This window comes from Hylemonella gracilis ATCC 19624 (assembly GCF_000211835.1).
GTDB classification, from domain to species: domain Bacteria; phylum Pseudomonadota; class Gammaproteobacteria; order Burkholderiales; family Burkholderiaceae_C; genus Hylemonella; species Hylemonella gracilis.
Map to the genome: position 1 here is coordinate 39,080 of NZ_AEGR01000056.1, position 13,662 is coordinate 52,741.

Consider the following 13,662-nt stretch of genomic DNA (forward strand, 5'->3'; position numbering starts at 1 on the left):
CACTCCTGGTTGGTGGTGGTGAAAAAAAGAAACTCAGGCGCGCGCCTGGGCGGCCTGCAGGCGATCGCGTAATTGCTGCACCTGCTGAGTCAGCGATGCGATCTCGCTCAGGGAGCACTGCATGGTTTCGAACATGCAGGCGGGGATAGGTTCGGCCTGAGCCTTGAGGCGGCGCCCCGCGGCGGTCAGCTGGATCAGCACGCGCCGCTCGTCCGCAGCGTCGCGCAGGCGGCTGATGTAGCCCGCCGCCTCCAGCCGCTTGAGCAAGGGCGTGAGCGTGCCGGAATCGAGGTAGAGACGCTCACCCATTTCAGAAACGGTCAGACCATCACGCTCCCACAGCACCAACATGGCCACGTACTGGGGATAGGTCAAGCCGAGCGTGTCCAGGTGCGGCTTGTAGGCCTTGGACATGGCGTGCGAGGCGGAATACAGCGCGAAGCAGAGCTGGCGATCCAGCTGAAGCGCGGCATCCGAATTGAGCTTGGCGTTGAGCATGGGTCGAATTATTGCTCAAAATTAAATTTTGCGCAATACAAATACAGCCAGCCACGCTCCAACTAGGGGATCTCCCGCTCGGGCATGGGCAGCCCGGCACATGGCCAGGCCGTCCTTCGTCCATGGCGGGGCGCGGCGCCGGTCTCAATCCACGCTGGCGCCCGACTCCTGAACCACTTTGCGCCACTTGGTGGCTTCGGCGGCGATGAAGGCATCGAACTGCCGCGGCGTTTCATAGACGGGCTCAGCACCGAGTTCGGCGAGCTTGGCCTTCACCTCGGCCTTGGCCATGACCTTGCCCAGGGCGCTGTGCACCGTCGTGATCACGTTGGCGGGCGTCTGCACCGGTGCGAACAGGCCGAACCACGAGGTGGCTTCGTAGCCTTTGACGAACTCGCCGATGGCCGGTGTGTCGGGCAGTTCGGGCGCGCGCTTTTGCGTCGTCACCGCCAAGGGCACCAGCTTGCCGGCTTTCACGTGCGGCAGGGCGGAGGGCATGTTGTCGAACATGATGTCGATCTGACCGGCCAGCAGGTCGGCCATGGCGGGTCCGCTGCCCTTGTAGGGCACGTGGGTCATGTTCACACGGGCCAGGGACTTGAAGAGTTCACCCGACAGATGCACCGAGGTGCCGCTGCCCGAGGAGCCGAAGTTGACGCCGCCCGGATGGGCCTGGGCATAGGCGATCAGTTCGGGCACGGTCTTGTAGGGCTTGTCGGGATGAGCGACCAAGAGATTGGGCACGTTGGCCACGCGCGAGATGGCCGCCATGTCCTTGATCGGATCGAAACTCATCTTCTTGTACAGAAAGGGGTTGATGGTTTGCGTGCCCACCGCGCCCATGTACAGCGTGTAGCCATCCGGCGCCGACTTCACCAGAAAGGCGCCACCGATGTTGCCGCCGGCGCCTGGCTTGTTGTCCACGACCACGGGCTGTTTCAACTCCTCTCCCAGGTGCTGGCCCACCACACGCGCCAGGATGTCGGTCGCGCCGCCCGCCGCGAACGGCACCACGATGGTGATGGGCCGGCTCGGATACGGTTGGGCCTGGGCATTGCCGCCAAAGACGAGCAGGGCCCATGCGCTGCTTGCGGCCAAGGTCGCCGCAGCCAAGGAACGCAAGCGCTGAATTCGCGTGAGAGTACGGGTCATGGTGTTGTCTCCTTGTAGAAATATCAAACCTTTTCGAGCACGACGGCGATGCCCTGCCCCACGCCGATGCACATGGTGCACAAGGCATAACGCCCGCCACGCCGGTGCAGCTGGTTGACGGCGGTGGTCACCAGGCGCGCGCCGCTCGCGCCCAGCGGGTGGCCCAGCGCGATCGCACCGCCCCAGGCATTGACCCGTTCATCGTCGTCCTTCAAGCCCAGCAGACGCAGCACGGCCAGCCCCTGCGCGGCGAAGGCTTCGTTGAGTTCGATCACGTCCATCTGCTCCAACGTCAAGCCCGTCTGGGCGAGCACCTTTTGCGTGGCAGGTGCCGGGCCAATGCCCATGATGCGCGGTGCCACGCCGGCCGTCGCCATGCCGACCACGCGCGCACGCGGCGTCAGTCCGTGGCGGGCGGCGGTCTTGTCGTCGGCCAGCAGCAGCGCGCAGGCACCATCGTTGACACCGCTGGCGTTACCCGCCGTCACCGTGCCGTCGGGCCTCACCACACCCTTGAGTTTCGCCAGGGCCTCGAGGCTGGTTTCGCGTGGGTGCTCGTCGTGCGCCACCACGATGGGCTCGCCCTTCTTCTGCGGGATCGTCACCGGCGTGATCTCGGCCGCGAGGTGGCCCGCCTTTTGCGCGGCCACGGCCTTGAGCTGCGAGGCCAGCGCCATGCGGTCCTGCGCTTCGCGCTCGATCTTGAAATCCACGGCGACGTTTTCCGCCGTCTCAGGCATGGCGTCCACGCCATACTGCGCCTTCATCAGCGTGTTGACGAAGCGCCAGCCGATGGTCGTGTCGTAGATGGCGTTGGCGCGGCTGAAGGCCGATTCGGCCTTGGGCATCACGAAGGGCGCACGGCTCATGCTCTCCACGCCGCCAGCGATCATCAAGCTGGCTTCTCCGCTTTTGATGGCCCGCGCCGCGCTCCCCACGGCGTCCAGACCCGAGCCGCACAGGCGGTTGATCGTCGCGCCCGGCACTTCCATCGGCAGCCCCGCCAGCAGCAGGGCCATGCGCGCCACGTTGCGGTTGTCCTCGCCGGCCTGGTTGGCGCAACCATAGAGCACGTCACTCACCTCGGCCCAGTCCACCCGCGGGTTGCGCGCCATCAAGGCTTTGAGCGGCACCGCGCCCAGGTCGTCGGTACGCACGGACGACAGCGCGCCACCGTAACGGCCGAAGGGCGTGCGGATGGCGTCGCAGATGAAGGCTTGCTGGCTCATGGAATTTCCTCGTTGTGGTGTCGTGGGGGTACGTCTGCCGCTGGTGCGCTTCAGGCGGTCGCGATGGGCAGGCCCACCAGGTTTTCGAGCTCGGCGTGACTCAGACCGTCGACCTTGTCGACGAGCTTCAGGCCCTCGGGCGTGCAGGCGAAGGTCGCCAAATCGGTGTACACGCGCTTGACGCATCGCAGACCGGTCAGCGGGTACGTGCACGCGCGCACGAGCTTGCTCTCGCCCTGTTTGGTCAGCAGATCCATCATCACCCAGGTCTGCTTGGCGCCGATGGCCAGGTCCATGGCACCGCCCACGGCGGGGATGGCGCCGGGCTCGCCGGTGCTCCAGTTCGCGAGGTCACCCTCGGCGCTGACCTGGAAGGCTCCGAGCACGCAGATGTCCAGATGCCCGCCACGCATCATCGCGAAGCTGTCGGCATGGTGGAAGAAGGCACCTCCGGGCAACAAGGTCACCGGCTGCTTGCCCGCGTTGATGAGGTCGAAATCCTCTCGCCCCGGTGCTGGCGCGGGCCCCATGCCCAAGATGCCGTTCTCGCTCTGCAAGATGATTTCCAGCCCAGGGGGGATGTGGTTCGCCACCAGCGTGGGCTGGCCGATGCCCAGGTTGACCACGGCGCCGTCGGGGATGTCCTGGGCAACGCGCTTCGCCAGCTCGTCTTTGCTACGTTTTTGATAGCTCATACTTGTCTTCCTCTGATCAGGCCGCTTTCTTGAAGCCGCCGGCCTGAGTCGCCACCCGCGGGATCTTCACGATCTTGCTGACGAAGATGCCGGGCGTCACGATGGCTTCCGGGTCCAACTCGCCCAGCGCCTTGACCTCGTGCACGGTCGCGATGGTCTGCTTGGCCGCCATGGCCATCACGGGGCCGAAGTTGCGGGCCGCCATGCGGTAGGTCAAATTGCCCCAACGGTCCCCGGCCTCCGCCTTGATCAGCGCCACGTCACCGTGGATGGGGTACTCCAGCACGTAGTGCTTGCCGTCGATCTCGCGCGTCTCTTTACCTTTTGCGATGTCGGTGCCATAGCTCGTCGGGCAAAAGAAGGCCCCAATGCCCGCGCCAGCCGCGCGCATGCGCTCTGCCAGATTTCCCTGCGGCACCAGTTCCAACTCCAGCTTGCCACTGCGGTACAACTCATCAAACACCCAACTGTCCACCTGGCGCGGAAAGCTGCAAATGATCTTGCGCACGCGCCCGGTCTTGAGCAAGGCGGCCAAGCCCGTATCGCCATTGCCTGCGTTGTTGTTGACCAAGGTCAGTTCCTTGGCGCCCTGCGCGATCAGCCCCTCGATCAACTCGGCGGGGATGCCTGAGGTGCCGAAGCCACCGATCAGCACGGTGGACCCGTCCTTCACATCGGCAAGCGCTCGCGCCACCGAATCAACGATCTTGTCGATCATGAAAATGCTCCTGGCCTGTTTTTCCGTCCGAATTTCCGAAGGTTGAATTTGTTCTAATAACGAACACTTGTTCGTATAATGAATTCTAGATCACTGCTGTCCTGACTCCCCCCATGCCTCCTGTCCAGCCCGAGACACCTGCCGATACCCAACGCCCTGGGGACAGCTATGTGCAGTCCTTCGCGCGCGGGCTGGAGGTGATCCGCTCCTTCAGCGCGCAGGCGCCACAGCAGACGCTGAGCGAGGTTGCCACCCGCACGGGCCTCACCCGTGCGGGCGCGCGCCGCATCCTGCTCACGCTGCAGACCCTGGGTTACGTGGACAGCGACGGCAAGCTGTTCCGCCTGACCGCGCGCATCCTCGACCTGGGTTTCGCTTACCTATCGTCCATGCCCATCTGGAGCTTGGCGGAGCCAGTCATGGAAGCGTTGGTTGAGGAGGCCAAGGAGTCCTGCTCGGCCGCGGTTCTGGACGGGACGGACATCGTCTATGTGTGGCGCGTGCCCACGCACAAAATCATGCGCAACACCTTGGGCATCGGTTCGCGGCTACCCGCCTATTGCACGTCCCTCGGCCGCGTGCTGCTCGCTGGGCTGGACGATGAGGCGGTGCTGCGCTGCCTTGAAGCCAACCCGCCTCGGGCCCTGACACGTCACACGATCACGGACACGCAAACTCTGCTGACCAAGATCCAGCAGGCGCGCAAACAAGGCTGGAGCCTGGTGAACCAGGAACTGGAGGAGGGGCTGCTGTCGCTGGCGGCGCCCATCCGTGACCGCGCCGGACGCACCATCGCCGCCCTCAATCTCAGTGGGCAGGTGAACCGCACCAGCGCCAAGGTCGCGCAGGAGCAATTGCTGCCGCCCCTGCTGCGCGCCGCGCAGACCCTCAGCGAACGGCTGCGCCTGGGTCAAACGGGATAATCTGCCCATGTTCCAGCCCTCCCATGCCGACGTGCGGCGCTTCTTCTGCGCCGTCTACGCCAAGTCCCGCGCGGGTCAGCCGATGGAAGCCATCGAGCAGCTCGCGAGCCAGTGGATCAACGAACACCCCGAATACCACACGGACCTGAGCGACGCGGACACCGCGGTTGCAAAGGTGTACGAAGGCGGTTACGCGGCCCAACCCGACGGCACGCACGGGGTGTCCATGAACCCCTTCCTGCATCTGTCCATGCACCTGTCCATCAGCGAGCAGAGCAGCATTGACCAGCCGCGTGGCATCCGACAGGCGGTGGAGTTGCTGGCGGCGCGGCGCGGCGACCTGCACGCTGCCCACCACGACACCATGGACTGCCTCGGCAGCATGCTGTGGGAAAGCCAGCGCGCGGGGCGACCGCCCGATGGCGAGGCTTACATCGCCTGCGTGCAGCGCAAGGCGACGCGGGACTGAAAATCGGGAACTGGGCGCGAACACGCCGCAGCCCGCGCGAATCAGAAAGCAGAAGGTGCATGAAAAAAGCCGCTCACTGAGCGGCTTTTTGCGGACCCGAGGGAAAGCTCAGCGGAAGCGGCTTTGCGGCACCGTCTTCAGGTCACTCGGCAAGCTGCTGATGTAGTTGGCCAGCTCCTTCAGCTCGGCATTGCTGAATTGCTTGGCGATGCCACCCATCACGCCATTGGCGCGGCCCCAGGTTGCGTGCGGTTCGGATTTGTACGACTTGAGCGCCACGAACAAGTAGTCCGCCGGCTGGCCTGCCACCTTGGGGTAGCCTCCGTCGATCGGCTTGGCGAAACCTTCGCCATGGCAGGAAATGCAGGCACCCTTGGTCAGCAACTCGGTGACCTTGGCCGAGGGAGCAGGCGCGGCATTGGCCACCACCGGCAAGTCTTGACCGTGCGTGGCGTAATAAGCAGCCAAGTCGGCGATGTCTTGCTCCGTGAGGCTCTGGGCGATGCCACGCATGGAAGGATGGCGGCGATCACCCTTTTGGTAGGCATTCAGCGCGGCCGCGATGTAGGCTGCGTTCTGACCAGAGATCTTCGGCACTTGGTACACCTCGGGGAACGTGGCCTTGTAGCCCGGGATGCCGTGGCAGCCAATGCACATGGCGTTCTTCTGCTCGCCTGCCTTGGCATCCCCCTTGACCCCCTGCGCGGAGGCGGAGGCAGCGGAAAATGCCGTCACGCCCGCGACAAGCAGGGAAGAAAGCGCCAGCGCCAAATTCTTGAGGTTCTTCATTTTGCGAGGACAATCAGCCTGTGGTTGAATCGTTCGGCCGCGATTATATCTGCGGGCTCCGCGCCTGCGTACCCATCGCGACCCCAACAGCTTGAGCGCTGTCACGATTTGCCGACTTGCCCCTTGCACCCATGATCCGCCCATGAAATTCCAAGGCTCCAAGAACTACGTCGCCACGCCGGACTTGATGCTCGCCGTCAACGCCGCCATCACCCTGAAGCGTCCCCTGTTGGTCAAGGGCGAACCTGGCACCGGCAAGACCCTGCTGGCCGAGGAAGCCGCCAAAGCGCTGGACCTGCCCCTGCTGGAATGGCACATCAAGAGCACGACCAAGGCGCAGCAGGGCTTGTACGAATACGACGCGGTCAGCCGCCTGCGTGACAGCCAGCTCGGGGACGAGAAAGTCAAGGACATCCATAACTACATCGTCAAGGGTGTGCTCTGGCAGGCATTCACGGCCGAGCAGCCCGTGGCCCTGCTCATCGACGAGATCGACAAGGCCGACATCGAGTTCCCCAACGACCTGCTGCGCGAACTCGACCGCATGGAGTTCTACTGCTACGAGACACGCGAGCTGGTCAAGGCCAAGCACCGTCCGCTGGTCTTCATCACCAGCAACAACGAGAAGGAACTGCCCGACGCCTTCCTGCGCCGTTGCTTCTTCCACTACATCAAGTTCCCCGACGCGGACACGATGAAACAGATCGTGGCGGTGCATTTCCCGAATCTCAAGCACGACCTGCTCAACGCCGCGCTCAAAACCTTCTTCGACTTGCGCAACCTGCCCGGCTTGAAGAAAAAGCCCTCCACCTCCGAGCTGCTGGACTGGCTCAAGCTGCTGCTGGCCGAGGACATTCCCGTCGACGCCTTGCACAGCCAGGACGACAAGGTGATTGTTCCGCCGCTGGCCGGCGCGCTGCTCAAGAACGAACAGGACGTCAACCTGTTCGAAAAACTCGTCTTCATGCAGCGCCACAACCGCTGAAGCAGCCCTGTCCGACCACCCTAAGCGGGGTCGGACAGCCCAGGGCGCAAACATGCCCGGACGGGCCTCACCCCACCACGAACCCACCAAGGAAGACCCATGAGCCCCCAATTTCGCCAAGCATTCAAGGAAGGCGTGGCTGATGCCGCCGGATTCGTCATGGGCGCGCTCGCGGGTTGGGGCCTGGGCGTGCTGCTCGGACTGGACTTTTTCGCCACGCCCAACGCTTGGGGTTGGCGTGAAATCGGCGGCCTGGTCCTGATCGCCCTGGGCTGCGGCCTGGGCAAAACGGTTGCACGCCGCGCCATCGCCAAGCATTGAGCACCCCGCTTACTTTTTCAGGAGCAGCAAGCACCATGGCGTTTGTCGAACCCGTCACCTTCCGCGGCCTGCACGTGCGTCTGGAGCCTCTGGCCCAGCGCCATCATGACGACCTGGTGGAGGCCGTTCAGGATGGTGAACTCTGGAAACTTTGGTACACCAGCGTGCCCACGCCCGAAGGCATGAAGGCGGAGATCGACCGCCGCCTCGGCCTGCAAACCCAGGGCAGCATGATGCCCTTCGCCGTCGTGCTGCCCGACGCGGCCTGGGCGGGTGAGCTGGCCAATCGCGCCGTCGGCATGACCAGCTACATGCACATCGACGCGAACAACCGGCGCGTCGAGATTGGCAGCACCTGGTACCGCCGCGCCGTGCAGCGCAGCCCCATCAACACCGAATGCAAGCGCCTGCTGCTGGCCCATGCCTTCGAGGCCTTGAACTGCATCGCCGTGGAGTTCCGCACCCACTGGTTCAACCAGGCCAGTCGCGCCGCCATCGAACGCCTGGGCGCCAAGCTCGATGGCGTGCTGCGCAGCCACCAGATCAACCCGCACCCCGACGCCAAAGGCACATTGCGTGACACCTGCGTTTACAGCATCATTGCCAGCGAATGGCCATCGGTGAAGGCGCATCTGGACTACCAGTTGAGCAAGCCGAGAGGCTGAGGTCCCCCTCGACCACCTACACCGGGAGCAAGGCCCATGCTCATCGACTTCTTCTACAGCCTGCGCGCAGCCAAGCTGCCGGTGTCGGTCAAAGAGTACCTGACGCTGCTGGAGGCGCTGAAGGAAGGCGTGGTCGGCCCAGCGTCGGGGGACGGCGAGACGGGCGGCTACAAGGTCGATGACTTCTATTACCTCAGCCGCGCCACGCTGGTGAAGGACGAGAAGCACTACGACAAGTTCGACCGCGCCTTCTCCGCCTACTTCAAGGGCGTGGAGTTGCGGGCCGACTTCACGCAAGACATCCCCTTGGAGTGGCTGCGCAAGAACCTGGAACTCCACCTCAGCCCCGAAGAAAAAGCCGCGATCGAGAAGCTGGGCTGGGACGAGTTGATGGAGACGCTCAAGAAGCGCTTCGAGGAACAGAAGGAACGGCACGAAGGCGGCAACAAGTGGATCGGCACGGGCGGCACCTCGCCCTTTGGCGCGAACGGCTACAACCCGCAGGGCATCCGCATCGGGCAAGAGAAGGGCCGCAACAAGAGCGCGGTCAAGGTCTGGGACCAGCGGGCCTACCAGGACTACGACGACAGCCAGGAACTGGGCACGCGCAACATCAAGGTGGCATTGCGGCGCTTGCGCCGTTTCGCGCGCGAGGGCAACGAACTGGAACTGGCGCTGGACGACACCATCCGCGCCACGGCGGCCAACGCGGGCTACCTCGATATCAAGCTGGTGCCCGAACGCCACAACAATGTGAAGGTGCTGCTGCTGATGGACGTGGGCGGCACCATGGACGAACACATCCAGCGCGTGGAAGAACTGTTCAGCGCGGCCAAGGCCGAGTTCAAGCACCTTGAGTTCTATTACTTCCACAACTGCGTCTATGACTTCATGTGGAAGAACAACCGCCGCCGCTTCAGCGAGAAGTTCCCGACCTGGGACATCATCCGCAAGTACAACAAGGACTACAAGCTCATCTTCGTCGGCGACGCGACCATGAGCCCGTATGAAATCGTCCAGCCCGGCGGTAGCGTCGAATACCACAACGAAGAAGCCGGCGCGGAATGGCTGCAGCGCCTGACCAACGCCTTTCCCAAATTCGCCTGGATCAACCCCGAACCGCAAGGCGCCTGGCAGTACCGCCAGAGCATCTCCCTCATCCAGCAGTTGATGAACCAGCGCATGTACCCATTGACCCTGCGCGGCCTGGAAGAAGCAATGCGCCTGCTGACGAAATGATGGAACGCCCCCTGCCCTTCCCCCTTGAGGGGGAAGGGTTGGGACGGGGGTGAACTGAGGCGGCCGTCGACGGGGGAGGCAAAGGCCATAAAATGGCCTGCCTCCGCCGCCGTAGTTCAATGGATAGAACGAGCGCCTCCTAAGCGCTAGATACAGGTTCGATTCCTGTCGGGGGCGCCACACCGTCCCTTCGCCACGCCGAAAGCCCATGAACCTTCAAGCTTCGAAATCGGACCACGGCCTGGTCCTGCGCCTGCCCGAAGAATTCGTGCGCCGCCACGGCTTGCAAGATGGCGCCAAGCTCCAAGCCGAGATCAGCAAGGATGGCGCGCTCACGCTCAAGCCTGCGGGCTGGGATCGCGCCGCTTTCGCGGCGGAGCTCGATGCCTCGCGCACGGCCTTGCCGGCCAGCCGGGCCGCTCTCGAATCCCTGCGCAGCGGCGTTTGAGCCCCGCTGCACGGACCCTCGCTCACGTCATTTCCCCGGACCGATGATCTACGTCGACACCACCGTGATTGCCGCCCTCCTGATGCAGGAGCCCAACAGCGCGGCCGCCGCCAGTTGGTACACCGCCAGCGAGGACGAGTTGGTCTCCAGTGTCTGGACCATGACCGAGTTCAGCCAAGTGCTGGGCTGGAAGCAACGCAGCCAGCAATTGAATGCCGATCAGGCACGAAGCGTTTGGGACTGTTTCCAACGATTGATCGGCAATGACTTGCGCCTGTTGCCCTTGGACGCGCTGGATTACCACCGCGCCTCGCAGACGGCCCAAGATCCCGCCAGCCAGCTCAGCGCATCGGAAGCCCTGCACTTGGCCTGCGCCGAACGTGCCCATGCCCAGGGCGTTGCGACGCTCAACGAAGCCTTGGCTCGACAGGCGCAGAAGCTCAAAATCAAGCCGGTACCCCTCACGGCATAAGGGCCGAATCACTCGCCCTAACGACGGCGAACAGCGCCCACGCAGTCTCGCGCATCAAACGCTTTTGTATCCACCCGTATCGACCTCTCACATTGTCGACACGAAGGCGGGAAAGCCGACTGCCCCTGCGATACAAAGCTACAAACCCATACAAATCGCCTGGCGCCAGCCGTGGTGCCTCGCGCTCACATCCGGCACACTGCCGCGGTTGCCGCCCATCAGCCGGCGCCACGCCAGTCTTTGGCGACTTGGCCCCACGGCGCGGCCCCATGAACCAGCGCGGCTCGGCGTCCTTGGACGCAGCCGGTTTCATTCGCCACCATGCCCAGAACCGTCAATCCCACCAAGAAGACCAGCGCCGCGCGCAACAGCTCGGCGCAAACGCATGCAGAGCACCAGAAAGACGTGATCAATCGGCTGCGCCGCATCGAAGGTCAGGTGCGTGGCGTGATCGAGATGATCCAGACCGAGCGCAGCAACGAGGAGTTGGCGCTGCAGATGTCCGCCGTGCGTAAGGCCATGGACAAGGCCTTCTACCGCCTGATTGCCTGCCATGTCCAGGAGGCCATGGGCGCCAAGCAGAGCGACCCGCGAGTGAAGAAGGACATCGAGCGGGTCACCCGACTTCTCGAAAAATTCGGCTGATCCGCGGGGCGGCAAAAACATTCCCTGCAAGTCTGCCCAGCAAGTAGACCTGCCATCCCGGCAGCGGCGCGTTCGCCGCTGCATAGAATGCCTGCATGGCCAATACCCTGAACGGCAAACTCGTCGTGGCGATTTCGTCGCGCGCCCTCTTTGACTTCGAAGAAGAGAACACCCTCTTCGAGCAGAGCGACGACCGGGCCTACATGAAATTGCAGCTCGAGAAACTTGACGTCCCGGCCAAGCCAGGCGTCGCGTTCTCCATGGTGCGCAAGCTGCTGGCCTTCAATGATGCGCAAGCGCAACGGGTCGAAGTCGCCATCCTGTCTCGCAATGACCCGGTCTCGGGCATGCGGGTCTTTCGCTCCGCGCAACATTACGGCCTACCCATCGTGCGGGGCAGCTTCACGCGCGGTCAATCGCCTTGGCGCTACCTCAAACCGCTGCGGGCCAACCTGTTTCTGTCAGCCAATCCGCAGGATGTGCGCGCCGCCTTGAGCGAAGGCTTCGCGGCAGCCACCGTCGCGACCCACTCCGCGCGGGCGGCGGACCGGCACCCAACCGAAGTGCGCATCGCCTTCGACGGCGACGCCGTGCTGTTCGACGACGAGGCGGAGCGGGTGTACCAGTCCTCGGGGCTGACGGCCTTCCAGCAGCATGAACAGGACAAGGCGCTCACGCCGCTTTCCGCTGGCCCCTTCAAACCCCTGCTTGCCGCCCTGCACCGCCTGCAGCAAGAGGGCACGCCCAGCATGCGCATCCGCACCGCGCTGGTCACGGCGCGCAGCGCGCCCGCGCACGAGCGAGCGATCCGCACGCTGATGAACTGGAACATCGAGGTGGACGAAGCCATGTTCCTGGGCGGATTGGAGAAAGGCGAATTTCTGCGCGAGTTCGAACCCGATTTCTTCTTCGACGATCAGGTCGGCCACGTCAATTCCGCCGCGGCGCATGTGCCCGCCGGTCACGTGGACAGCGGCATCTCCAACGCCTAGGCTGAAGACCTAGGTCGAGACAGGCGCCTGGTAACGCTCCCAGCCCCGCGCCCGCAGTTCGCAAGCCGGGCAGTGGCCGCAACCGTAGCCCCAGGCATGGCGATGGTCGCGCTCGCCCAGGTAGCAGGTGTGGGTGTGCTCGACGATCAGTTCCACCAACCGCTTGCCGCCCAGTGTTTCAGCCAGGCGCCAAGTCTCGGCCTTGTCGATCCACATCAGTGGCGTCTCGATCAGCAGACGCTTGTCCATGCCCAGCGACAGCGCCAGCTGCATGGCCTTCATGGTGTCGTCACGGCAATCGGGGTAGCCGGAAAAATCGGTCTCACAGACACCGGTCACCAGGACCTGCAGATCACGCCGGTAGGCCACCGCCGCCGCCAGCGTCAGGAACAGCAGATTGCGTCCCGGCACGAAGGTGTTGGGCAGGCCATTGGCCTGCATCTGAAACTCCGTCTCGCGCGTCAGCGAGGTCTCGCTGACCGCGCCGAGCACGGCCACGTCCAGCAGATGGTCCTGCCCCAGTCGGCTGGCCCAATGCGGGTAGGCGCGGCGCAGCTCATCCAGCACGCGCAACCGGGCATCCAGCTCCACGACATGGCGCTGGCGATAGTCGAAGGCGATGGTTTCAACGCGCTCGTAGCGGCTGAGCGCGTGGGCCAGGCAGGTGGTGGAATCCTGGCCGCCGGAAAACAGAACAAGTGCTGACGTGTGCATGCATGGATATTAGGTCATGCATGCGACCGCATCGGACTCACTCAGCCTTTCCGGGCTCCTTGATCTGGGTGGGTGAGTACGTCAGAACTTCCTTGGCGATATCGCCAGGGGCATTCAGAGGATCCACCTGACGGTTGGTCGCCTGCACTGGGGTCTGTGCCTGCTGCTGGACCGTCGGGTTCTGGTTCGGCTGGTTCTGCAAGAAGATTTCCACGACGCGGGCACTCGCACTCCAGACCGAGGCGATGTGACGCGTCAGCATTTCGGACAGTGGCTCCTTGGGCGGTTCTTCTTTTTCAGGCAGCTTGGAGGCTTCTTCCTTGCTCAAAGTCCAGTCGCGCGCGGAGTTGTCCGCGCCGCTGCCTTGCGAGGGGTCAGACTGCGCCTGGGCGCCGGCGCTGGCTTGGGCCTGCAGCGCCGGGTTGATGGCGTTGATCACGCCCGGGCTCGACGCCGCAGCGTCAGGCGCAGGCTGATTAACGGGCGCGACCGGTGCGACCTTGGCTTGCGGCGCGACCATGACTTCGACGCCCGCAGGCCACAAAGGCGGTCGTTCCAATACCGTTCGATCAATGCTAGGCAGTTCCATGACTCATTCCCCCACCCCCGACCCGCCACCCGAGAGTAATAGATTTTCCTTTGGCGTATTTCGGTTAACGGCAGCAAACACAAAAGCTTGAGCCCTCAATTTGTAACTTTTCTCGGTTT

The 13,662-nt window shown here is 63.8% G+C and carries 18 protein-coding genes and 1 tRNA gene; 11 read left to right on the top strand and 8 right to left on the bottom strand.

From position 1 onward, the window contains the following. Positions 1–33: 33 nt before the first annotated feature. The 5 genes from HGR_RS08545 to HGR_RS08565 form a co-directional block, all read right to left on the bottom strand. Positions 34–498 (bottom strand): MarR family winged helix-turn-helix transcriptional regulator, encoded by a 465-nt coding sequence (locus HGR_RS08545; RefSeq protein WP_006297806.1) that lies wholly within the window; start codon positions 496–498, stop codon positions 34–36. A 144-nt stretch (positions 499–642) separates the two neighbouring features. Further along, a complete protein-coding gene (locus HGR_RS08550; protein ID WP_006297807.1) occupies positions 643–1,650 on the bottom strand; it encodes a Bug family tripartite tricarboxylate transporter substrate binding protein in 1,008 nt (335 codons plus the stop codon). A gap of 23 nt (positions 1,651–1,673) precedes the next feature. Next, positions 1,674–2,879, bottom strand: a complete 1,206-nt coding sequence (gene pcaF / locus HGR_RS08555; protein ID WP_006297808.1) for a 3-oxoadipyl-CoA thiolase — start codon at positions 2,877–2,879, stop codon at positions 1,674–1,676. Between the two features lie 50 nt (positions 2,880–2,929). Continuing rightward, positions 2,930–3,574: a 3-oxoacid CoA-transferase subunit B gene (locus tag HGR_RS08560; protein ID WP_006297809.1), complete on the bottom strand. Its 645-nt coding sequence runs from the start codon at positions 3,572–3,574 to the stop codon at positions 2,930–2,932. A gap of 16 nt (positions 3,575–3,590) precedes the next feature. Continuing rightward, entirely contained in the window at positions 3,591–4,292 is a 702-nt protein-coding gene (locus tag HGR_RS08565) for a 3-oxoacid CoA-transferase subunit A (RefSeq protein WP_006297811.1), read from the bottom strand. Between the two features lie 113 nt (positions 4,293–4,405). Here HGR_RS08565 and HGR_RS08570 point away from each other — a divergent pair, with 113 nt between their 5' ends. Beyond that, the gene (locus HGR_RS08570; protein ID WP_039853000.1) at positions 4,406–5,215 is read left to right on the top strand and encodes an IclR family transcriptional regulator domain-containing protein; all 810 of its coding nucleotides are present in this window, start codon (positions 4,406–4,408) and stop codon (positions 5,213–5,215) included. A gap of 7 nt (positions 5,216–5,222) precedes the next feature. Next, positions 5,223–5,684 (top strand): DUF1841 family protein, encoded by a 462-nt coding sequence (locus tag HGR_RS08575; RefSeq protein ID WP_006297813.1) that lies wholly within the window; start codon positions 5,223–5,225, stop codon positions 5,682–5,684. A gap of 108 nt (positions 5,685–5,792) precedes the next feature. Here HGR_RS08575 and HGR_RS08580 read toward each other — a convergent pair whose 3' ends face one another. Next, complete coding sequence (locus HGR_RS08580) at positions 5,793–6,473, bottom strand: c-type cytochrome (protein ID WP_006297814.1); 681 nt, start codon at positions 6,471–6,473, stop codon at positions 5,793–5,795. Positions 6,474–6,615: 142 nt separating this feature from the next. Between HGR_RS08580 and HGR_RS08585 the strand changes: the two genes are divergently transcribed. From HGR_RS08585 to HGR_RS08625, 9 genes are all read left to right on the top strand, one after another. Beyond that, positions 6,616–7,458: an AAA family ATPase gene (locus HGR_RS08585; RefSeq protein ID WP_006297815.1), complete on the top strand. Its 843-nt coding sequence runs from the start codon at positions 6,616–6,618 to the stop codon at positions 7,456–7,458. A gap of 99 nt (positions 7,459–7,557) precedes the next feature. Then, complete coding sequence (locus tag HGR_RS08590; RefSeq protein WP_006297816.1) at positions 7,558–7,779, top strand: hypothetical protein; 222 nt, start codon at positions 7,558–7,560, stop codon at positions 7,777–7,779. Positions 7,780–7,814: 35 nt separating this feature from the next. Next, positions 7,815–8,444 (top strand): GNAT family N-acetyltransferase, encoded by a 630-nt coding sequence (locus HGR_RS08595; RefSeq protein WP_006297817.1) that lies wholly within the window; start codon positions 7,815–7,817, stop codon positions 8,442–8,444. Positions 8,445–8,480: 36 nt separating this feature from the next. Further along, a complete protein-coding gene (locus HGR_RS08600; protein WP_006297818.1) occupies positions 8,481–9,683 on the top strand; it encodes a vWA domain-containing protein in 1,203 nt (400 codons plus the stop codon). A 105-nt stretch (positions 9,684–9,788) separates the two neighbouring features. Next, a tRNA-Arg gene (locus HGR_RS08605) sits at positions 9,789–9,863 on the top strand. Positions 9,864–9,891: 28 nt separating this feature from the next. Then, positions 9,892–10,131: an AbrB/MazE/SpoVT family DNA-binding domain-containing protein gene (locus tag HGR_RS17560; protein WP_006297819.1), complete on the top strand. Its 240-nt coding sequence runs from the start codon at positions 9,892–9,894 to the stop codon at positions 10,129–10,131. A gap of 43 nt (positions 10,132–10,174) precedes the next feature. Beyond that, on the top strand, positions 10,175–10,603 hold the full coding sequence (locus HGR_RS08615; protein ID WP_006297820.1) for a type II toxin-antitoxin system VapC family toxin: 429 nt from the start codon (positions 10,175–10,177) through the stop codon (positions 10,601–10,603). A gap of 321 nt (positions 10,604–10,924) precedes the next feature. Next, positions 10,925–11,248, top strand: coding sequence for a metal-sensitive transcriptional regulator (locus HGR_RS08620; protein ID WP_006297821.1), 324 nt, complete (start codon positions 10,925–10,927; stop codon positions 11,246–11,248). Positions 11,249–11,343: 95 nt separating this feature from the next. Next, on the top strand, positions 11,344–12,240 hold the full coding sequence (locus HGR_RS08625) for a 5'-nucleotidase (protein WP_006297822.1): 897 nt from the start codon (positions 11,344–11,346) through the stop codon (positions 12,238–12,240). 9 nt (positions 12,241–12,249) lie between these two features. Here the strand turns inward: HGR_RS08625 and queC are convergent, their stop codons facing one another. Beyond that, positions 12,250–12,954, bottom strand: a complete 705-nt coding sequence (queC, locus tag HGR_RS08630) for a 7-cyano-7-deazaguanine synthase QueC (RefSeq protein WP_006297823.1) — start codon at positions 12,952–12,954, stop codon at positions 12,250–12,252. Positions 12,955–12,991: 37 nt separating this feature from the next. After that, complete coding sequence (locus HGR_RS16825; protein ID WP_138922452.1) at positions 12,992–13,543, bottom strand: hypothetical protein; 552 nt, start codon at positions 13,541–13,543, stop codon at positions 12,992–12,994. Positions 13,544–13,662 lie beyond the last annotated feature (119 nt).